This is a genomic window from Kosakonia sp. ML.JS2a, assembly GCF_025642095.1.
Taxonomy (GTDB): Bacteria; Pseudomonadota; Gammaproteobacteria; order Enterobacterales; family Enterobacteriaceae.
This window is the reverse complement of record NZ_CP106754.1, coordinates 3,008,050-3,027,665: the sequence shown is the minus strand read 5'-3', so window position 1 is coordinate 3,027,665 and position 19,616 is coordinate 3,008,050. Positions and strand designations below refer to the sequence as shown.

General features: G+C 54.4%; 18 protein-coding genes and 2 tRNA genes. 11 read left to right on the top strand and 9 right to left on the bottom strand.

What is annotated here, in order from left to right; genetic code table 11:
- The first annotated feature begins 36 nt into the window (after nt 1-36).
- From N7922_RS14405 to N7922_RS14380, 6 genes are all read left to right on the top strand, one after another.
- Entirely contained in the window at nt 37-1,443 is a 1,407-nt protein-coding gene (locus N7922_RS14405) for an LLM class flavin-dependent oxidoreductase (RefSeq protein ID WP_263096954.1), read from the top strand.
- Nucleotides 1,440-2,459 (top strand): methionine ABC transporter ATP-binding protein, encoded by a 1,020-nt coding sequence (locus N7922_RS14400; RefSeq protein ID WP_263096953.1) that lies wholly within the window; start codon nt 1,440-1,442, stop codon nt 2,457-2,459. The genes N7922_RS14405 and N7922_RS14400 overlap by 4 nt, the downstream gene beginning before the upstream one ends.
- Complete coding sequence (locus N7922_RS14395; protein WP_263096952.1) at nt 2,456-3,154, top strand: methionine ABC transporter permease; 699 nt, start codon at nt 2,456-2,458, stop codon at nt 3,152-3,154. The genes N7922_RS14400 and N7922_RS14395 overlap by 4 nt, the downstream gene beginning before the upstream one ends.
- On the top strand, nt 3,151-4,029 hold the full coding sequence (locus N7922_RS14390) for a MetQ/NlpA family ABC transporter substrate-binding protein (RefSeq protein WP_263096951.1): 879 nt from the start codon (nt 3,151-3,153) through the stop codon (nt 4,027-4,029). Before N7922_RS14395 ends, N7922_RS14390 begins: the two co-directional genes overlap by 4 nt.
- A gap of 170 nt (nt 4,030-4,199) precedes the next feature.
- Nucleotides 4,200-5,621: an MFS transporter gene (locus tag N7922_RS14385; RefSeq protein ID WP_263096948.1), complete on the top strand. Its 1,422-nt coding sequence runs from the start codon at nt 4,200-4,202 to the stop codon at nt 5,619-5,621.
- Between the two features lie 10 nt (nt 5,622-5,631).
- Nucleotides 5,632-6,855 carry an acyl-CoA dehydrogenase family protein gene (locus N7922_RS14380; RefSeq protein WP_263100914.1) on the top strand — a complete coding sequence of 408 codons (1,224 nt, stop codon included), beginning with the start codon at nt 5,632-5,634 and terminating at the stop codon, nt 6,853-6,855.
- A 321-nt stretch (nt 6,856-7,176) separates the two neighbouring features.
- Here the strand turns inward: N7922_RS14380 and N7922_RS14375 are convergent.
- The 3 genes from N7922_RS14375 to mdtK all read right to left on the bottom strand — a co-directional run bounded on the left by N7922_RS14375 (nt 7,177) and on the right by mdtK (nt 8,867).
- Nucleotides 7,177-7,253 (bottom strand) — tRNA-Val (locus tag N7922_RS14375).
- A gap of 12 nt (nt 7,254-7,265) precedes the next feature.
- Nucleotides 7,266-7,342: transfer RNA gene (locus N7922_RS14370), tRNA-Val, on the bottom strand.
- A gap of 151 nt (nt 7,343-7,493) precedes the next feature.
- A complete protein-coding gene (mdtK, locus tag N7922_RS14365; RefSeq protein WP_263096946.1) occupies nt 7,494-8,867 on the bottom strand; it encodes an MdtK family multidrug efflux MATE transporter in 1,374 nt (457 codons plus the stop codon).
- Between the two features lie 319 nt (nt 8,868-9,186).
- On the opposite strand from mdtK, the gene N7922_RS14360 reads away from it, so the two are divergent.
- Nucleotides 9,187-9,831 carry a riboflavin synthase subunit alpha gene (locus N7922_RS14360; protein WP_263096945.1) on the top strand — a complete coding sequence of 215 codons (645 nt, stop codon included), beginning with the start codon at nt 9,187-9,189 and terminating at the stop codon, nt 9,829-9,831.
- Between the two features lie 68 nt (nt 9,832-9,899).
- Here the strand turns inward: N7922_RS14360 and cfa are convergent, their stop codons facing one another.
- Together cfa and punC are read right to left on the bottom strand one after the other, a co-directional pair.
- The gene (gene cfa, locus N7922_RS14355) at nt 9,900-11,048 is read right to left on the bottom strand and encodes a cyclopropane fatty acyl phospholipid synthase (RefSeq protein ID WP_263096943.1); all 1,149 of its coding nucleotides are present in this window, start codon (nt 11,046-11,048) and stop codon (nt 9,900-9,902) included.
- Nucleotides 11,049-11,347: 299 nt separating this feature from the next.
- Nucleotides 11,348-12,547, bottom strand: coding sequence for a purine nucleoside transporter PunC (punC, locus tag N7922_RS14350; RefSeq protein ID WP_263096942.1), 1,200 nt, complete (start codon nt 12,545-12,547; stop codon nt 11,348-11,350).
- A 113-nt stretch (nt 12,548-12,660) separates the two neighbouring features.
- Here punC and punR point away from each other — a divergent pair, with 113 nt between their 5' ends.
- Nucleotides 12,661-13,572, top strand: a complete 912-nt coding sequence (gene punR / locus N7922_RS14345; RefSeq protein WP_263096941.1) for a DNA-binding transcriptional activator PunR — start codon at nt 12,661-12,663, stop codon at nt 13,570-13,572.
- An 18-nt stretch (nt 13,573-13,590) separates the two neighbouring features.
- Here the strand turns inward: punR and purR are convergent, their stop codons facing one another.
- The gene (gene purR / locus N7922_RS14340; protein ID WP_134318267.1) at nt 13,591-14,616 is read right to left on the bottom strand and encodes an HTH-type transcriptional repressor PurR; all 1,026 of its coding nucleotides are present in this window, start codon (nt 14,614-14,616) and stop codon (nt 13,591-13,593) included.
- A 297-nt stretch (nt 14,617-14,913) separates the two neighbouring features.
- Here purR and N7922_RS14335 point away from each other — a divergent pair, with 297 nt between their 5' ends.
- Together N7922_RS14335 and N7922_RS14330 are read left to right on the top strand one after the other, a co-directional pair.
- The gene (locus N7922_RS14335; RefSeq protein ID WP_094192965.1) at nt 14,914-15,003 is read left to right on the top strand and encodes a YnhF family membrane protein; all 90 of its coding nucleotides are present in this window, start codon (nt 14,914-14,916) and stop codon (nt 15,001-15,003) included.
- 171 nt (nt 15,004-15,174) lie between these two features.
- Nucleotides 15,175-16,344 (top strand): MFS transporter, encoded by a 1,170-nt coding sequence (locus tag N7922_RS14330; protein ID WP_263096937.1) that lies wholly within the window; start codon nt 15,175-15,177, stop codon nt 16,342-16,344.
- A 33-nt stretch (nt 16,345-16,377) separates the two neighbouring features.
- Here the strand turns inward: N7922_RS14330 and sodB are convergent, their stop codons facing one another.
- Together sodB and N7922_RS14320 are read right to left on the bottom strand one after the other, a co-directional pair.
- Nucleotides 16,378-16,959, bottom strand: a complete 582-nt coding sequence (sodB, locus tag N7922_RS14325) for a superoxide dismutase [Fe] (protein WP_263096936.1) — start codon at nt 16,957-16,959, stop codon at nt 16,378-16,380.
- A 122-nt stretch (nt 16,960-17,081) separates the two neighbouring features.
- Complete coding sequence (locus tag N7922_RS14320; RefSeq protein WP_263096935.1) at nt 17,082-17,918, bottom strand: C40 family peptidase; 837 nt, start codon at nt 17,916-17,918, stop codon at nt 17,082-17,084.
- A gap of 335 nt (nt 17,919-18,253) precedes the next feature.
- Between N7922_RS14320 and N7922_RS14315 the strand changes: the two genes are divergently transcribed.
- Nucleotides 18,254-18,598, top strand: coding sequence for a Grx4 family monothiol glutaredoxin (locus N7922_RS14315; RefSeq protein WP_263096934.1), 345 nt, complete (start codon nt 18,254-18,256; stop codon nt 18,596-18,598).
- 60 nt (nt 18,599-18,658) lie between these two features.
- Here the strand turns inward: N7922_RS14315 and N7922_RS14310 are convergent, their stop codons facing one another.
- Nucleotides 18,659-19,594 carry an omptin family outer membrane protease gene (locus N7922_RS14310; protein WP_263096932.1) on the bottom strand — a complete coding sequence of 312 codons (936 nt, stop codon included), beginning with the start codon at nt 19,592-19,594 and terminating at the stop codon, nt 18,659-18,661.
- Between the last annotated feature and the right edge of the window lie 22 nt (nt 19,595-19,616).

The following is a 19,616-nucleotide window of genomic DNA, read 5'->3' as shown; positions in this document are numbered from 1 at the left end:
CGTGCGCCATTATCGGGACGCACCGTGGAGAGCGCTATGCCATCGCAACGAGAGATTCGCCTGAATGCGTTTGATATGAACTGTGTCGGTCACCAGTCGCCGGGCCTGTGGGCCCATCCGCGCGACCGCTCCTGGCAATATAAGGATCTGGAATATTGGGTCGATTTGGCGCGCCTGCTGGAGCGCGGCAAATTTGACGGTTTATTTATTGCCGATGTACTCGGCGTTTACGATGTGTTAAACGGGAACGGCGATGCGGCGATCCGTCAGGCGGCGCAGGTGCCGGTAAACGATCCGCTGGCACTGATCACTCCGATGGCGCTGGTCACGGAACACCTCGGCTTTGGCCTGACTGCGTCGCTGTCATTTGAGCATCCCTATCCGTTTGCCCGCCGACTGTCGACACTCGATCATCTGACCAAAGGACGGGTGGGCTGGAATATCGTTACCTCCTATCTGGAAAGCGGAGCGCGCAATATTGGCCATCAGGCGCAAACCGACCACGATGCGCGCTACGACTACGCGGATGAATATCTCGACGTGGTGTATAAACTGCTGGAAGGCAGCTGGGAAGATGGCGCGGTATTACGCGATCGCGAACGAGGTATTTTTAGCGATCCGCAGAAAATCCATCCGATTAACCATCAGGGCCACTTTTTCTCCGTCCCGGGGATTCATCTGTGCGAGCCATCGCCACAGCGCACACCGGTTCTCTATCAGGCGGGGGCCTCCAGTCGCGGAAAACAGTTTGCCGCCAGCCATGCCGAATGTGTTTTTGTCGCCGCGCCGTCGAAAGTCCTGCTGAAAAAGACGGTTGCGGATATTCGCCGTCGCGCCGCAGAAGCCGGACGCGATCCGCGTAGCATCCTGATTTTTAATCTGCAAACGGTGATTGTGGGCGAAACCGATCGCGAGGCGCAGTCCAAATGGCAGGAATACAAATCCTACGTCAGCTATGAGGGGGCGCTGGCGTTGATCTCCGGCTGGACCGGCATCGACTTCGGTCAGTACCGGCCGGACCAGGTGCTGAAATACCTGCATACCAACGCTATCCAGTCGGCGGTAGAGGCGTTTTCCACTGCCGAGCCGGATCGTCAATGGACGGTAGAAGCGCTGGCCGACTGGGTGGGCATCGGCGGCTTTGGTCCGCTGATCGTCGGCAGTGCGGAAACGGTGGCTGATGAACTGCAATCCTGGGTTGAGGAAACCGATGTCGATGGCTTCAATCTGGCTTACGCCGTCACGCATGAAACCTTCCGCGACGTGGTGGAACAATTAATCCCTGAACTGCAAAAACGCGGTGTATTTAAGCAGGATTACCGGGATGGCACATTGCGCGAAAAACTGTTCGGCGCCGGGCCGCGTCTGGCTGCACCGCATCCGGGAGCGGGCTATCGTCGCGGCGGGCGGATCGATGCCGCGACGAAGGAGACGGTGGCATGATCGATATTGATAATCTGCATAAACGCTATCGTACAGCGGATGGTCACGTCAGCGAGGTGCTGAAAGGATTATCGCTGCGGGTACCGGCCAGCTCTATCACTGCGGTGGTTGGGCCGAGCGGCGCGGGAAAAACGACGCTGGCGCGCTGCATCAGCCTGCTGGAACGGCCCGATAGCGGCAGCATACAGGTTAACGGCACAGACTTGTCGTTACTGTCGGGGGAGGCGCTGCGGCGTGAACGGCGTGCGATTGGCACCGTTTTTCAGTCCTCGGCGCTGCTGAATCGTAAAACGGCGTGGCAAAACATCGCGCTGCCGCTGGTGTGCCTGGGCGTGGTGGAACGCGATATTAAGGTGCGGGTCGGTGAATTACTGGAGAACGTGGGGCTAAGCCACAAAGCGGATGCTTATCCGTCCCAGCTTTCCGGCGGGCAACGCCAGCGCATTGGTATTGCACGCGCGCTGGCATTACGTCCGTCGGTGCTGTTGGCGGACGAGGCCACGTCTGGTCTGGATCCGCAGGCGACCGCTACGGTGCTGGATTTGCTCCGAAAACTGCGCGATGAGTACCGGCTGGCGATTATCCTGATTACTCACGAAATGGATGCGGTACGCGCTGCGGCGGATGCAGTGGCGGAAATCCGCGATGGCACGATAGCCCGATACGGGCAGGTGAACGATCTGCTGGCTTGCCCGGATTCACTGCTTGGTCAGCAGCTATTGCCTCTGTCGCCCGTTACCGCCCACAGCGATCTGCTGCTGCGCCTGAGCTATCGCTGGGATGTCCCGGTGGCGATCGACTGGATCAGCCGTCTGAGTCAGCAGTTTGCGCTACAGATAGATTTGCTCGGCGGTCATGTTGAAGTGATTAACGGCCAACTGGCGGGGCGTTTACAGGTCGGCATACGTTTCCAGGGAGAACGCTTGTCGCAAGCACGCATACTGGCGCTTTTAGCGCAGTCTGGCATTGCGGCGGAAATTCTTGCGTGTGCGCCTGAGCTAAAGGAGGCGGTATGAAACCGACAGTGATAAGCCAGGATACGCCGTGGCGTGAAATCCATACGCTGCTGCTGCCTGCCTATGGGGAAACCTGGCTGATGGTCGCCATTGTGATGCTGTTTGTGGTGACCCTTGGCGGTGTAGTGGGCGTGGTGTTATTCAACACCTCGCCGCGTGGGTTGTTTCCGCATGCTGCACTCTACCGGGTGCTCAACTGGATAGTGAACATGGGGCGCTCTTTGCCCTTTCTGGTGCTGATGGCGGCGATCATCCCGTTCACGTTCTGGCTTACGGGCACCACTATCGGGATTCCTGCCGCCGTGGTGCCGATGATTGCCGCCGGCGTGCCATTTTTTGGCCGTCTGGTGGAAAACGCACTGCGCGAACTCCCGGCAGAGGTTACTGCGGTGGGGCTGGTGTGCGGAGGTTCGCGCTGGCAGGTAATTCGCCATGCCCAACTCAGCGAGGCGCTTCCGGCGCTGGTGTCGGCAGTCACGCTTAACCTGGTATCGATGATCGAATATTCAGCGATTGCCGGCACCATCGGCGCGGGAGGTATTGGCTACCTGGCGGTGGTGTATGGCTACCAGCGTTTCGACAATCACATCATGATCGCCACCATTGTCGTGCTCATCGGCACAATCCAGACGATTCAATTCTTCGGTGACCGGCTGGTCAATAAACTGCGCCATACTCAGGGGATTTCTTCATGACAACAGAACAGTTTGAATTACGTAAAACCCGGCGCTGGCCGTGGCTGGTCGTGCTGGCAGTTTTCGTATTGCTGGCCGTCGCGTTCTGGTGGTGGCGCGGATACGCGCAGGCGCCGCAGGTCGTTTTCGGTACAACGTTAAAAATTCACTACGAACCGGCGATGGCGGGTGAACAGCGGATAATTGAATATATTGATCAGCATATTGCACCTGATTACGGTATTAAACTGGAGGCCGTGGGCGTCCAGGATCCGGTACAGGCGGACAGGGCTGTGGCAGAAGGGCAATATGCCGGCACCATTTATCAGCATCAATGGTGGCTAAAGCAGGTGGTGGATGCCAACGGCTTTGCGCTTTCGACCACTATCCCGGTGTTTCAGTGGGCTTTCGGTATCTATTCTGACCGCTATAAATCGGTGCAGGATTTGCCCGCTGGGGCGACCATCGTCGTGCCGAATGATGGCGCCAACCAGGGGCAGGCGTTATGGCTGCTGCAAAGAATAGGGTTAATCTCACTCGAACTGTCGGTTGAGCCGCGCACGGCGACGCTGAAAAATATTGTCGGCAACCCGCATCAGTTCAACTTTAAAGAGCTGGATTTATTAACTATGCCGCGTGCGCTTAATTCGGTGGATGCTGCTATTGGTTATGTATCTCAATTTGATGCCGGAAAAGTCCCGCGGGAAAAAGGCATATTATTCCCTCCCGCACCTAAAACGTTTGCCTCGCAATTAGTGATTGGCACACCGTATTTATCACAAGAGAATATCGTTAAATTAAAACAGGCTTTTTCCGATCCGCGTATTCAATCGTGGCTAAAAACCACTGATGATCCGCTGGTAAAAGACGTACTGGTTCCTGTCTCTGCCGACTGAGTCATTATAGATGAACCGACAAGCGGACTGGCGTTCGCGTGTCTGAATAGGTCTTTTTTAAATTTAACTTATTTAATGAATTGATAATTAAATGATTATTTATTGTTTTTAATATACTGAAACCAGGTTTATAACCAGGGTCATCTGCACAACTAAATAAGGTAAATAATATGAGTACGCTATCTGTTGATAATGCTGGCGCTATTTCGGCGCCGGTGAGCAGCGTTAGGGACGTCGCGCGATTAATTAATTCCGATAGGGAGCAGAGTAAATATGCGCGGATGATTGTCTTCCTCGCCCTGGGCGGCGTATTTCTCGACGCCTATGATTTAACTACGCTCTCTTACGGCATTGATGATGTCGTTCGGGAATTCCAGCTCTCGCCGCTGTTAACCGGTATTGTCACATCGTCGATAATGGTCGGCACAATTATCGGTAATTTAATCGGCGGTTGGCTGACGGATAAATATGGCCGTTATTCGGTATTTATGGCTGATATGCTGTTTTTTGTGGTGTCGGCGATTGCGGCGGGGCTGGCGCCGAACGTCTGGGTATTAATCGGCGCGCGGTTCCTGATGGGGATTGGCGTTGGGATCGATCTTCCGGTCGCCATGTCTTACCTGGCCGAGTTTTCCCGCTTTACCGGAAAAGGCAATAAGGCGGCGCGGCTCGCGGCCTGGTGTCCGATGTGGTACGCCGCCTCGACGGTCTGTTTTTTAATTATCTTCGGCCTCTATTTCCTGTTGCCGGAAGAGCATCTGGACTGGCTGTGGCGCGCATCGCTGCTGTTCGGCGCCGTTCCGGCGCTGCTGATTATCGCTGTGCGCAGTAAATTCATGAACGAATCGCCGCTGTGGGCGGCCAATCAGGGTGACCTGACCTCGGCGGTGCGTATTTTGCGCGACTCTTACGGGATCAACGCGCACGAAGCCCCGGTTGAACGTCCTGCGCCACCGCCGAAAGTGAGCTTCCGCGCGCTATTTGAAAAACCCTACCGTGAGCGCACCATTGTTGCCGGGGTGATGAACGTTTGTATCTCGTTTGAGTACACTGCGATCGCCTTTTTCCTGCCATCCATTCTCGCCCGGTTCCTTGGCGCCGGGGTGTTTGAAACTATTTCCGCTTCTCTGGGACTCAATGCGCTGTTTGCCTTTACCGGTGGACTGTTGGGGATGCACCTGGCGTGGAAATACCCGTCACGACATGTGGCGATAGCCGGGTTCGCGTTGCAGTTTATTGCCCTGATCGTCCTCGCGCTGGTGGGGCAGCCGCAGGCCGCACTGGGTGTCGCGCTGGCGATTGCGATGCTGGGTCTGTGGCTGTTTGCCGAAGGCTTTGGCCCTGGCGCGCAGTTGATGATTTATCCGGCGCTTTCATATCCCACCTCTATTCGCGCCACCGGCGTCGGCTTCAGCCGCGCGCTTTCCGGAATCGGCAGCGCACTGGCGCTATTTGTACTGCCATTGCTGCAGGCATCGCTAGGCCCGCAAATGTTCTGGGTCGTGTCGCTGGCCGCCATTATCCCGATTTTCTTCCTGCTCGCGGTACGCCATGAGCCTACCCGTCATGACATTGACGACAGCCACCATTAAGGAGCAAATGATGACGTTACTCTCTATTGGAACCGATTATGAACAGCTGGCGGCGACCTTCCGGCCGATTTTCGCCCGTATCGCGCAGGGAGCGGCGGCGCGCGAACAACATCGCATCCTGCCCGATGAGCAGATTCGCTGGCTGAAAGAAGCGGGGTTCGGCACGGTGCGCATTCCGCGGGAAAAGGGAGGCTGGGGCGCGTCGTTGCCGCAGTTAATTGCGCTACTTATCGAGCTGGCGCAGGCTGACTCGAATCTGCCGCAGGCGCTGCGCGCGCATTTCGCTTTCGTGGAAGACCGCCTGAATCAGCCTGACTCGGCAGCGCGCGATCGCTGGTTCCGCCGCTTCCTCGATGGTGAACTGGTGGGCAGCGGCTGGACCGAGATCGGTGCGGTTAAACTGGGAGAGGTTTTGACCCACGTGACGCCCGTTAACGAGGGCTGGCGGCTGGACGGCGAGAAATTCTACAGTACCGGTACGCTATTTGCCGACTGGATCGATGTCTTCGCCCGACGCAGCGACAACAATGGCGATGTGATCGCGCTGGTCAGTACCCATCAGTCTGGCGTTGAACGTATGGATGACTGGGATGGTTTCGGTCAGCGCCTGACCGGTAGCGGCACAACCCGCTTCAAACAGGCGCAGGTGGCGCTGGATCATGTATATGACTTTGCGGATCGCTTTCGTTATCAGACTGCGTTTTATCAGCATATTTTGCTGGCGACGCTGGCGGGGATTGGACTGGCGGTGGAGCGCGATGCTGCGGCAGAGGTGAAAAAGCGGACCCGGATGTACAGCCATGGCAACGCCGACGTGCCGCGCGACGATGCGCAGGTATTACAGGTAGTGGGGCAAATCAGCAGTTGGAGTTGGGCGACACAGGCGACAGTGCTGCAGGCTGCGGAATCGCTGCAGCGGGCTTACATCGCGCATGCCAGCGGTGATGAGGCGCTCATTGAACAGCGGAATCGTCTGGCTGAAGTTGAAGCGGCGCAGGCGCAGGTGATCGCCAGCGACTGGATCCCGCGAGCGGCCACTGAACTGTTCAATGCCCTCGGCGCGTCGGATACGCGGGTGAGCAAAGCCCTTGATCGCCACTGGCGCAACGCACGCACCGTGGCATCGCATAATCCGGTGATCTATAAGGCGCGCAACATCGGTAACTGGCTGGTCAATGGCGAAGCGCCAACTTTTATCTGGCAGATTGGTGACGGCGAGAAAGCGCAGGGCTGAGAAACACGGAGACGGGGAGACCTGTCGTCCGGTGAAAGGGAAAGGCCGGGAGGGGCACAGCAAGTGTGTTGCTTTGGCTGTACGGACGGCAGCATCTCAGCGCATGGTCTGCGCTTTTTATCGGTCAGGGAGGAATTCTGGTTTACAAGTATGTCTGGCTGACTGGCAGAAGAAACCAGACCGAACGCATCCGCATTAGCATGGCATCAGGATGGACTTAAATGTCATTGAAAAGGGGGGTATTATCAGAAAAAGAAAATATGAAAAATTTACATTTTTCAATAACCTACAGGCGTTAATCGCTGTCTGTGGCATTGTGATTGGTGCGTCCGAATGGACTCGAACCATCGACCCCCACCATGTCAAGGTGGTGCTCTAACCAACTGAGCTACGGACGCACTGAGAAGGAATGGTGCGTTCAATTGGACTCGAACCAACGACCCCCACCATGTCAAGGTGGTGCTCTAACCAACTGAGCTATGAACGCAGTGTTGTGGTTGACAACGGGGACGAATATTAGCGGCAGGCCGGAGAAGTGGCAAGCGGAAAATGGCAAATTTATTCCTGAATTCACGTGATTGCGGAACAACTGAGCAAAACGCTGTGAAAGTAGCCGCCAGCTGGCGGCTACGGCCATTTTAACGCGCGGCGCGCTGCAAAATCGTTGTTGAAGGCAGGCGCTGCAGAAAGCGCATCCGCAGCATTATCAGGATCGCTGCAGACGTCAGGCCAATAATAAAGCCCATCCAGAAACCGGCCGGACCCATTCTGTCGACCACCAGATCGGTCAGCGCCAGAATATAGCCAGACGGCAACCCCAGCACCCAATAGGCGGTAAAGGTGATAAAAAAGATCGAACGCGTATCTTTATAGCCGCGCAGGATACCGCTGCCAATCACCTGAATGGAGTCGGAGATTTGGTAAATCGCCGCCAGCAACATCAGGTGCGAGGCGAGCGTCACCACTTCCGGGTTTTTGTTATAGAGCAGGGCGATTTGTTCGCGCATCAGCACGGTAAACACCGCCGTAACCGCCGCCATGCACACGCCGACGATCAACCCGGTGTGCGCCGAGGTTTTAGCATCCAGCGTCGAACCTTGCCCCAGACGGAAGCCCACCCGGATGGTCACCGCTGCGGCCAGCGACATCGGCAGAACAAACATCAGCGAACTGAAGTTAAGCGCAATCTGGTGACCGGCCACATCAACAATGCCCAGCGGCGATACCAGCAGGGCCACCACCGCAAACAACGTGACTTCGAAAAACAGCGCCAACGCAATGGGCAGACCCAGTTGCGCAAGGCGTTTTAGCGCCTCGGGATCGGGTTTAGCGAAACGCTGGGCGTGCTGAATATCGCGCATGGCGCGGGCGCGTTTTACATACATGCGCATGCAGATAAACATCACCCAATAGACGGATGCAGTTGCCACGCCGCAGCCGACACCGCCCAGTTCCGGCATGCCGAAGTGACCGTAAATAAAGATATAGTTCACCGGGATATTCACCAGCAAGCCGACAAAGCCCATCACCATGCCTGGCTGCGTGCGGGCCAGCCCTTCGCACTGGTTACGCATCACCTGGAAAAAGAGATAGCCAGGCGCACCCCACATCAACGCACGTAAAAAACGCACGGCTTTTTCCGCCAGAATCGGGTCGATGTTATGCATCGCATGGATGATATGACCAGCATTCCACAGCACAATCATGATCAATACCGCCACAATGCCTGCCAGCCAGAAACCCTGACCGACCTGATGGGCGATGCGATCGCGACGTCCGGAGCCGTTTAACTGGGCAATCACCGGCGTCATTGCCAGTAAAAGACCGTGGCCGAAGAGAATTGCGGGAAACCAGATAGAGGTACCAATAGCGACAGCGGCCATATCCGTGGCGCTATAGCCACCCGCCATTACCGTATCAACGAAGCCCATTGCAGTCTGGGCGACCTGCGCAACAATGACCGGCAAGGCGAGTGCCAGTAACTGACGCGCTTCTGTAACATACTTCTGCACGAGAACACCTTTATATTGTTTTGTAGTTATAAGAGAGAATGGAACAACTGTTCAGGAAGGAGTTTTTCCTTGTGCTAAAAACGATGCCGCACTGCGATAAATGCGGCATGTGTTCAAATATTACCTGTTAAGCCCCGCTTTTGCCATGTTAACCCTGCATCAATGCTTTCTTGCCGCACGCCGCCCGTTGTTCATCTTATCGTCATCCGTCCGGGAAAACGCGCCGTGGCGGGATTGAGACTGGCAAGGGCAATTTCCACCTGTTATTGTGCGTAAAGAACACGGTAACGCCGTATGAATGGGAACAGGAGTAGTAGGTATGTTTACTGGTATTGTACAGGGCACGGCAAAACTGGTGTCTATTGATGATAAACCCAATTTCCGCACCCACGTCGTTGAACTTCCTGAGCATATGCTTGAGGGCATCGAAACCGGTGCTTCCATCGCGAACAATGGCTGTTGTCTGACCGTGACGGCCATCGACGGCAGTCATATTAGTTTCGATTTAATGAAAGAAACGTTGCGTATTACCAACCTGGGCGAGCTGGGCATTGGTGATGTGGTAAACGTGGAACGTGCGGCGAAGTTCAGTGATGAAATTGGCGGACATTTGATGTCTGGCCATATTATGACCACTGCGGAAATCGTCAAAATCCTCACCTCGGAAAATAATCGCCAGATTTGGTTCAAGGTGTCGGATCCGGCATTGATGAAATACATCCTGTATAAAGGCTTTATCGGTATTGACGGCATCAGCCTGACGGTGGGGGAAGTGACCAGCAGCCGTTTCTGCGTGCACCTGATCCCGGAGACGCTGCAACGCACCACGCTCGGAGCCAAAAAACTGGGGCAGCGCGTCAATATTGAAATTGATCCGCAAACGCAGGCGGTTGTCGATACCGTTGAGCGCGTACTGGCGGCGAAAGAGGCTGCTGCTGTCTCTGCTGCGATTAGCGAAGAGTAATGGCTTCCCGACGGGGAAAATGAAAAAGGCCGCACATTTGCCGTGCGGCCTTCTTTTTATGGCGCGGATCAGCGCGCCACGCGTAATCCCCGTTCAATGCCCCGACTGAAGACCACCTGCCAGAGCTGGATATCCCGCGAGCGAAATGCGCCTGCGCAGGCGTTCAGATAATAGCTGAACATCCGTTTAAACCGTTCGGAGTAATTATCGGCAATCTCCGGCCACGCGGCAAGAAAACGCGCATACCATGCCATCAAGGTGCGGTCATAATCGGCACCAAAATTATGCCAGTCTTCCAGCACGAAATGCGCCTCGCTGGCATCGGCAATCTGGCGTACGGAAGGCAGGCAACCGTTAGGGAAGATATAACGGTCAATCCACGGATCAACATTGTGATCGGTACGTTTAGAGCCAATGGTATGCAGCAGGAAAATGCCATCGGGTTTGAGATTGCGATCCACCACGCTGAAATAGGTCGCATAGTTTTTCGGCCCGACATGTTCAAACATACCGACAGAAATAATGCGATCAAACTGGTCATTCATGTCTCGGTAATCCTGCAGGCGGATCTCCACATCCAGGCCTTCACACCGCCGTTGCGCCAGCTTTTGTTGCTCGGCGGAAATGGTGACGCCCACCACGCTGACGCCGTAATTCTGCGCCATAAATTGCGCCAGCCCGCCCCATCCGCAGCCAATATCCAGCACACGCATGCCCGGTCTTAACTGCAGTTTTTCACAGCAAAGCCTCAGTTTAGCGTGCTGCGCGTCATCAAGGGTGTCGGCCTCTTTCCAGTAGGCGCAAGAGTATTGCATCTGCGGATCCAGCATGCGGGTAAACAGGTCATTACCGAGATCGTAATGCTCTTTACCGACAATCCAGGCCCGTTTCTTACTCTGCAGATTAAATAATCTTGCTCCGGCAATGCGGAGGGTGTCTTTCAGGTGGTGCGGGAGTTGGCTTTCCAGGCCGGCACGGAGAACTTTGGTGAAGAAGATGTCCAGCCGGTCACAATCCCACCAGCCATCCATATAACTTTCGCCGAGTCCGAGCGAACCTTCCTGTAAAACGCGTTTGAAAAAATCAGGATTTTTCACCTGAATATCTGAAGCTGCGGGGCCATTAACCTGGATACCGGCGCGGCTCAGCAGTTCGTTTGCTATACGGAACCAATTATCATCCCGTACGCTGACTTCTTCTATACACGATGAACTCATAACTTCTCCATCACTAACCAGTGATCAGAACCTTCAAACAGCGTAGACGCTTTTTCGGGTTTGTGAGAAATCTCACGGTTTTCGCCGTGAGGCTGATATCCGACGTAGAACAGAGGAAGGGAGAGAACCCTTGCCGAAAGGCCTTCCATGGTGAAACGGGCGTAATCCGACGCCCGTTACTTCATAATATTTATCGTATTTATAAAACAGCGAAATTTAGTATAGGCTTCAATATCAGGTGATTCAACAGAAAACTGTTAGCATGCTAATCAGTGACTTAGAGATAATCGCCGAAGCGACTATCCCCGTGAAGACGCCGGTGTGGTGGCCTCTTTCGCATACCCGCGATGCGGTTGCCGCTGCAGACGGTATCCCAGCGTCGCCAGCAACACCATCGACAGCATTACGCTGGTGGTAGTGAGCAGCGGCGTGGCGATAAGCCATGAGACCACCAGGCTTGCAAGGAAGCACAGCCCAAGTTGTAGCGTATTTTGCAACGCGGCGGCACGACCGGTTGCCTGTGGGAAAGGACGTAATGCCTGGGCAACCACGATGGGATAAATGGCGCCATTGGCCATTGCCATAAAGCAGAACGGAATCAGCAGCGCAGTCAGCGACACGTTCGGCATAAAGCCGACGGCCCAGGTGGCAATCACGCTCAGGGCAAACGCGCTTAGCAGCAAAGGAAGCAGTCGCTCGCCTTGCCACTTCTGTAGCGCAGCGCGGCAACCGTAACCCCCCACCAGAAATGCAATGGTCTGCGGCACATAGCTAAGGCCGATCGCAGAGGGGCCATACCCCATCTCGTGCAGGATAAACGGTGAACCGGTCAGCCAGGCGAAGAAACTGGCGGAACAGGCCGCATAGATAATCACATTGCCGCGATAGTCACGGGCGCGTAGCAGATCCATAAACGTCAGTGGCTGCTCATCATGCGCTGTTGCCTTTACTGACGGTTTCAGGCGTAACGCCGGGATCATCAACACCAGCGTAATCACCAGCAGCGTGGCGAAGATCGCTTGCCAGTTGAGATGCGCAAGTATCCACGCACCGAGCAGGGGGGCCAGTGCGGGTGTCAGCCCGACCAGCGGCATAATGGTGGCAAAAATGCGGTTAACGCGGTGTGACGGGTAATAATCCGTGACCAGCGCCTGCCAGCTTACGGTTGCGGCACAGACCCCCACAGCCTGCACAAAACGCAGCACCAGTAACAGCGTGGCGTCCCGCACCCATAATGTTCCCAGACAGCCAACGGCGAAAATCCCCAGACCGGTTAACAGAATCGGTTTGCGTCCATAGCGATCCGATAACGGTCCCCACAGCAGTTGTGCAACGGCAAACCCGGCCAGAAACAGGCTCAATGTGGCGCTGACCACCGCGGAGGAGGTCTCTAAATCTTGCTGAATGGCGCTGAACGCGGGCAGGTACATGTCGGTGGCTAAAAAGCCCAGCACGCTTAATCCCGCGAGCCAGACTAAAAATCCTTTGCCAGGTTGCATTGTGGTATCTCTTCTTTGTGCAGGTTATCAGGGTTGTCGAGTGTAAGGAGTGCATTCCCCCTTGTGAAACGCTAATATTTGCGCAGTGGTTTCAAATTTTTTGCAGGCAGATTATGTGGTCAGAATATTCGCTGGAAGTGGTAGATGCTGTAGCGCGTAACGGCAGTTTTAGCGGCGCAGCTCAGGAGTTGCACCGTGTTCCTTCTGCTGTCAGCTATACCGTAAGGCAACTGGAAGAGTGGCTGGCGGTTCCGCTGTTTGAACGACGTCACCGTGATGTGGAGTTAACCCCCGCTGGCGTCTGGTTTTTGAAAGAAGGGCGTTCTGTTATCAAAAAAATGCAGGTCACCCGCCAACAGTGCCAGCAGATTGCCAATGGCTGGCGCGGGCAACTGGCGATTGCGGTGGACAACATTGTCAGGCCCGAACGCACGCGGCAGTTGATCGTCGATTTTTATCGTCACTTTAGCGATGTGGAGCTACAGGTTTACCAGGAAGTGTTTAACGGCGTCTGGGATGCACTGGCCGACGGGCGTGTTGAACTGGCTATTGGCGCAACGCAAGCCATTCCGGTCGGCGGGCGCTATGCTTTTCGCGATATGGGGATGCTGAGCTGGAAATGTGTGGTTTCTCGTCGACACCCGCTGGCGGCGCTACCTGGCCCGTTAAGCGATGAGACGTTACGTAACTGGCCTTCGCTGATACAGGAGGATACGTCGCGCTCGTTACCGAAGCGTATTACCTGGCTACTGGATAATCAGAAGCGAGTGATGGTGCCGGACTGGAAATCATCCGAAGCCTGTCTGTCAGCAGGGTTATGCGTGGGAATGGTCCCGGCGCATTTTGCCAGACCCTGGCTCGATCGTGGGGAGTGGGTGGCGCTGGAACTGGAAAATCCCTTCCCGGATGCCGCCTGTTGCCTGACGTGGCAGCAAAGCGAGGCATCGCCCGCACTCAACTGGCTTCTGGCGTATCTGGGGGACAGTGAAACGCTGAATCGGGAATGGCTGCGGGAGCCGGAATAGGGGCTCCCGCAAAGGGGATTAACGGCGGTAATCGCGGAATGGACCATCGGCGACCGAGCGGCGCTCGATCAGGCGAGGATGCACTTCGATGGATTGCGACTCTTCGCGCTTATTCACAATACGGTCAAGCAGCATGGTAAATGCGGTTTCACCCAGCGAATCTTTCGGCTGGTGTATTGTGGTCAGTGACGGCGTGAAGAAGCGGGAGTTACGCACGTTGTCATAACCAATCACCGAAATATCCTGCGGGACGCGCAATCCCATTTCGTCGGCGGCGCACAGCGCACCCATGGCCATAATATCGCCGCCGCAGAAGACGGCCGTCGGGCGATGCGTCTGCGCAAGGATCTGCTGCATGGCGCGATAACCGGACTCGGGTTCAAAGTCGCCCTGAACGATCCAGTTTTCCGGTACGGAAATGGTGGCTTCTTCCATTGCTTTCATAAAGCCGGCAAGACGACCTGCGCCGGTGTTGCGCTCAAGCGGCCCCGGGATCACACCGATATCGCGGTGACCGCGTTCAATAAGATAACGCCCGGCCATATAACCGCCTTCAAAGGCGTTATCAATCACCGTATCGGTAAAGTCGGCTTTGGCTTCGCCCCAGTCCATAACGACCATCGGGATATGGCGATACTCTTCCAGCATGCTCAGCAAGGATTCCGGATACTCGGAACACATGACCAGCAAACCATCAACGCGCTTTTGCGCCATCATCGACAAGTAAGCGCGCTGTTTTTCCAGGTTATTCCAGGCATTACCGAGGATCAGGGTATAGCCTTTCTGGAAGCATTTCTTCTCAACAGCCTCAATGATTTCGGCAAAATAGGCTGCTTCGCTGCTGGTGGCCAGCAGGCCAATCGATTTGGTGTGATTCACCTTCAGGCTGCGTGCCACGGCGCTCGGTGAATAATGTAGCTCTTTGATCGCCGCCCACACGGCATTGCGCGTCTCTTCGGCGACAAAACGTGTCTTGTTAATTACATGTGATACGGTTGTGGTGGAAACGTTTGCTCGCTTCGCTACGTCTTTGATCGTTGCCATCAGATGTCACTCCAGACCATATCTCAAGCTCCTGATAATACATAAGGTAAACGTTTGCCTTCAATCACCCTGTACCCATGATCGGGGGTGCGGTACGCCGGGAAAAAGACACTGGACGTCAGGAGGGGAGTCAATGGCCGGTACGCTAATAAATTTAGCGTCGAATTTTGTCTGATCTTGAGCAAAAGGGGAAGTGATAAAACGTCTGACGTGCTAATTCCTGCAAGATTTTTACGTTTATTTGTGCAAAAATGCGCTATCTCACTTTTTGTGTGGAAATTAAAACGGAGAAAATTGATGAGCACCGACCTGAAGTATTCACTGTTCACTACCGTCATCGTGCTGAGCCTGATCGTTTTCGGCGCCCTGACCGCTGCACTGCATTGATCCCGCGCGAGGGGGAACCGGTTTCTCCCTCCGTTTTCGTTTCCCCGCATTGTTATCAATTCTGCAATACTCTTTTGTCATTCCGCTAACGGCAGTTTTTTGTGATTGATGTCATACTTTTGACTTCTGCGACAGTGTCCCGAAGCGACACGGCTTTTCCGGAGTCAGTTTATGAAAATGAATTTCCCTTTGCTCGCCCTGGCGATTGGCGCCTTTGGCATCGGTACGACCGAGTTCTCCCCGATGGGATTACTGCCGGTGATTGCCCGCGGCGTTGACGTTTCTATCCCGGCGGCGGGGATGCTGATTAGCGCCTACGCTGTCGGCGTAATGGTCGGTGCACCGTTAATGACGTTGCTGCTTTCTCATCGTGGCAGACGCAACGCGCTGATTTTTTTGATGGCGATTTTTACGCTGGGTAACGTGTTGTCGGCGATTGCGCCGAATTACGCCACCCTGATGCTGGCGCGTATCGTAACCAGTCTCAACCACGGCGCATTCTTTGGCCTGGGATCGGTGGTTGCTGCAAGCGTCGTCGCCAAAGAAAAGCAAGCCAGCGCCGTCGCCACCATGTTTATGGGGCTAACCATCGCCAATATCGGCGGTGTGCCGGCTGCGACCTGGCTGGGTGAAACCATTGGCTGGCGCATGTCGTTTATGGCTACCGCAGCGCTGGGTATTGTGGCGATGCTGAGTCTGTTCTTCTCGCTGCCGAAAGGCGGCGCCGGGGAACGCCCGGAGGTGCGTAAAGAGCTGGCGGTGCTGATGCGCCCGCAGGTTTTGTCCGCGCTGCTGACCACGGTGCTGGGAGCAGGGGCGATGTTCACGCTCTATACCTATATTTCACCGGTTCTGCGAACCATTACAGATGCGACACCCGTCTTTATTACGGCAATGTTGGTGCTGATTGGCGTTGGGTTCTCCATCGGCAACTATCTTGGCGGTAAACTGGCGGATCGTTCCGTAACCGGAACGCTTAAAGGCTTTTTGGTGCTGTTGATTGCCATCATGCTGGCTATCCCGTTTCTTGCACAGAGCGCGATCGGCGCGGCTATCAGCATGGTGGTCTGGGGGGCAGCGACTTTTGCCGTGGTGCCGCCGTTGCAAATGCGGGTCATGCGTGTGGCGCATGAAGCGCCGGGTCTGTCCTCTTCCGTGAACATTGGCGCATTTAACCTGGGGAACGCATTGGGTGCCGCAGCCGGTGGGGCGGTGATATCCGGTGGTCTGGGTTATAGCTTTGTGCCGGTGATGGGGGCGGTTATCGCGGGTCTCGGCCTGTTGGTGGTGCTCTTTTCGGGACGTTCTCAGCCAGAACGTGCCTGCGCAGCAGCAGAATAATAATCAGGAGGGGTTTCCCCCTCCTGGTGAGATTTACGCAGCGAGGTTTTTCGCCACAAAGTCCCAGTTTACCAGCGCCCAGAAGTGCTCCAGATAGTTCGGACGGGCGTTACGGTAATCGATGTAATAGGCATGTTCCCAGACATCAACGGTCAGCAACGGCGTGGCATCCGTCGTCAGCGGTGTACCCGCGTTAGATGTTGACACAATTGCCAGTTCGCCATCCGCCTTCTTCACCAGCCACGTCCAGCCTGCACCAAAGTTTTTGACCGCCGCATCGGTAAACTGTGCCTTGAATTCAGCGAAGCTACCGAAGGACTTCGCAATCGCCGAAGCCAGCGCGCCTGTCGGTTCGCCACCCGCGTTCGGGGCGAGACAGTGCCAGTAGAAGGTGTGGTTCCAGACCTGCGCGGCATTGTTAAACACGCCGCCTTCGCTGCTCTTAACAATTGCTTCGAGCGATTTGCCTTCGAAGGCGGTGCCTTTGATCAGGTTATTGAGGTTGGTGACATAGGTCTGATGGTGCTTACCATAGTGGTAGTCCAGTGTTTCAGCCGAGATATGCGGCGCCAGAGCGTCTTTCGCATACGGTAATGCAGGTAATTCGAACGACATTGCTACTCTCCTTCATTATTTTAATACACCCAATAGCCCTACTGAGTGTATGGATAGAGTAGCAAATAGAAAGGGGTGACAAAAGAGAGAGTTACCTGCCGCCGTGGCGACAGGTAACCGGATTAACGGATGGTTTTCGGTGTGACCACGCGGCGGGCGCCGACGTAGTGACGCTGCCAGTAGTCTTCACTCAGCGAGGTCACCTGAATATCCTGACCGCTGCGCGGTGACTGGATAAACTTGCCGTTCCCCACGTAAACGCCAACGTGGTCCGCTGTGCCGCGACCCTGGGTGCGGAAGAAGACCAAATCGCCGCTTTCCAGTTCTGCGACATTCACCGGCGAGGCATCACGCAGGTGATACATCTCATTTGCCGTACGGGGAATGCGGAATTTCACCAAATCTTTATAGGCGTAATAGACCAGGCCGCTGCAGTCGAAACCGGTATTGGGCGAGGTGCCGCCCCAGTGGTACGGCTTGCCAATCTGATTCATCAGCTTGGACATGGCGGTTTTCTGCGCTTTTTGGATCCGGACTTTGTGCACATCGGCAAGCGCGGCCGATTTGGTGCTTTTGACTTTAACGCAGTGTGGCTTGTGGCCTTTGCGCGGCGTACATTTTTCGGTCCAGGTGACAGCAGCGGTTTTGGTCTGGCTGGATTTATTACGACGCGTAGAGAGTTGGCTGGCTTTACTGCTGGTGGTCACTTTCTTCGTTGCCGGAGATTTTTTGGTCTCCGTCTTTTTTTTGTTCGTTGTTTTGGTTTCTGCGTTGCGACTGTTTTTCTTTGATGTCTTTTGCGATGTGGTTTTTTTCTTACGTTCGGATGCTTTCGCCAGATGCGATTTTTGCACGGCCGACGCTCGCGCCTGTTCAGAGGCGTTAGCCAATGGCGTGAAAGAAAGCGTGGTGAACAACAAAGCACAGAGCGTGATCGAAGATTTTGGTATTCGCGCCACTGAGCAATCCCCTGTTAGAGCAGGCATTTAACAATGCGTGCGTATGATTTCAAAACCCGTCGATTCTAATCCATAAAAAGCACAAAAGTTAAGAGTGTTTTTGCATCTATAGCTGCGTTTCGTTAGCAAGCGCAAAAAAAAGCAGCAAAACGTTTCTATGGCGGTTAAGAGTTAAGCAACAGGCGGAATCCGAATTGTGTTAAGTCACATTTCGGAGGCAACTTTTCAGGTATGGGCGTAAAATCGTCACCAGTGAACAAAATGTTATTTTCTGTTGGCTGCCTGAACCGTTACAATGTCCACCATCTGCCGTAGAAGTTGAAGGAAGCAAGACAATGAGCACGACACTTGAAAAAATCCAGCGCCAGATCGCTGAAAACCCGATTCTGCTGTACATGAAAGGCTCTCCGAAGCTGCCAAGCTGCGGCTTCTCCGCTCAGGCTGTACAGGCGCTGTCTGCCTGTGGTGAACGTTTCGCGTATGTTGATATTCTGCAGAACCCGGATATCCGCGCAGAACTGCCGAAATATGCTAACTGGCCAACCTTCCCGCAACTGTGGGTGGACGGCGAACTGGTTGGCGGCTGCGACATTCTGATTGAGATGTATCAACGCGGTGAGTTGCAGACGCTGATCAAAGAAGCTGCCGCTAAACACAAGGGCGAGCAGGGCGCGGAGTAAGTCGCACGCGGTTCACGTTGCTAAAAGGGTTCATGTTTCGACATGAACCCTTTTTTACGGTCAGAAGGTATAGATTAGTCCTGCGGTGGTTAGCATATTATAGCTTTCAATACCGCCACCATTTTTATAATCTGCGCTTATATTTTGGCTGTAGTTATTAACATTGACGTCAGTCTTCTTATTTGCCACCCGACTCCACGTGCCTTCAATATAGAGCTTCATATTCTCTGTGACGTAATAACCCACGCTTGCCGCGAGTGAAAAGAAGTTCTGTTCTTTTGCTTTATCAATAAACGTCAGGTCTCTGAGATAATGCTCATCATTTCCGGTGGTTCGTGCCCAGGCGCTGTATTTCAAGGTTCCGGAAAGTTCAATATCGTTATAACGATAGCTTCCGGTCAGACCGACATAGGGGATCTGATAGTGTTGCTTATAGCCAATATTGATTTCGTTGGGATCAAAGGAGCCGGTATTGGCACCATTATTATAGCTGTAGCTTCCACCTCTACCGTGAAAGCTGATGCGGTTCTCCTGGTACCCCGCCATTAATCCCAGACGCCATCCGGGGGTGTTAAACATCCAGCCTTTCACATTCACATCAAAGTGATTGGAAAAGTTGAGCTGCGTATCAGGGTGCGAGCTGTGATCGGTCCACGAATTCTGCGCAGCGTTTTGCCAGTCGTAATCATTCATATGACTGTTTCCGCTGGAAAACGTTGACCATCCTGATACGCCTAAGGAGAACCATCGCATGGCGTTCCATTCCAGAGAGCCCTGAACAACAGCAGCATTGCGGTAACGCCAGTCGAGTTGGCTGAGTTTTCTCCCCCCTTGATCGGGCGCATAAACCCTTTCATGGGTCAGGCCGCTCAGGGTACCCACAGTAATCCCGGCAGAAACCCGATCCCGGTTAAACATGCGATCTTGCATTTCGGCCGCAGCCGGAAAAGCCATAGGGATAAAAAACAGAACAAGAATAATATTGAACTTGTGCATTATTTCACCTTCATCAAAATGT

Bases quoted from the DNA above. Each gene is read 5' to 3' on its own strand.
- N7922_RS14405 (WP_263096954.1), top strand. From the start codon at position 37: ATGCCATCGCAACGAGAGATTCGCCTGAATGCGTTTGATATGAACTGT.
- N7922_RS14400 (WP_263096953.1), top strand. From the start codon at position 1,440: ATGATCGATATTGATAATCTGCATAAACGCTATCGTACAGCGGATGGT.
- N7922_RS14395 (WP_263096952.1), top strand. From the start codon at position 2,456: ATGAAACCGACAGTGATAAGCCAGGATACGCCGTGGCGTGAAATCCAT.
- N7922_RS14390 (WP_263096951.1), top strand. From the start codon at position 3,151: ATGACAACAGAACAGTTTGAATTACGTAAAACCCGGCGCTGGCCGTGG.
- N7922_RS14385 (WP_263096948.1), top strand. From the start codon at position 4,200: ATGAGTACGCTATCTGTTGATAATGCTGGCGCTATTTCGGCGCCGGTG.
- N7922_RS14380 (WP_263100914.1), top strand. From the start codon at position 5,632: ATGACGTTACTCTCTATTGGAACCGATTATGAACAGCTGGCGGCGACC.
- N7922_RS14360 (WP_263096945.1), top strand. From the start codon at position 9,187: ATGTTTACTGGTATTGTACAGGGCACGGCAAAACTGGTGTCTATTGAT.
- cfa (WP_263096943.1), bottom strand. From the start codon at position 11,048: ATGAGTTCATCGTGTATAGAAGAAGTCAGCGTACGGGATGATAATTGG.
- punC (WP_263096942.1), bottom strand. From the start codon at position 12,547: ATGCAACCTGGCAAAGGATTTTTAGTCTGGCTCGCGGGATTAAGCGTG.
- punR (WP_263096941.1), top strand. From the start codon at position 12,661: ATGTGGTCAGAATATTCGCTGGAAGTGGTAGATGCTGTAGCGCGTAAC.
- purR (WP_134318267.1), bottom strand. From the start codon at position 14,616: ATGGCAACGATCAAAGACGTAGCGAAGCGAGCAAACGTTTCCACCACA.
- N7922_RS14335 (WP_094192965.1), top strand. From the start codon at position 14,914: ATGAGCACCGACCTGAAGTATTCACTGTTCACTACCGTCATCGTGCTG.
- N7922_RS14330 (WP_263096937.1), top strand. From the start codon at position 15,175: ATGAAAATGAATTTCCCTTTGCTCGCCCTGGCGATTGGCGCCTTTGGC.
- sodB (WP_263096936.1), bottom strand. From the start codon at position 16,959: ATGTCGTTCGAATTACCTGCATTACCGTATGCGAAAGACGCTCTGGCG.
- N7922_RS14315 (WP_263096934.1), top strand. From the start codon at position 18,254: ATGAGCACGACACTTGAAAAAATCCAGCGCCAGATCGCTGAAAACCCG.
- N7922_RS14310 (WP_263096932.1), bottom strand. From the start codon at position 19,594: ATGCACAAGTTCAATATTATTCTTGTTCTGTTTTTTATCCCTATGGCT.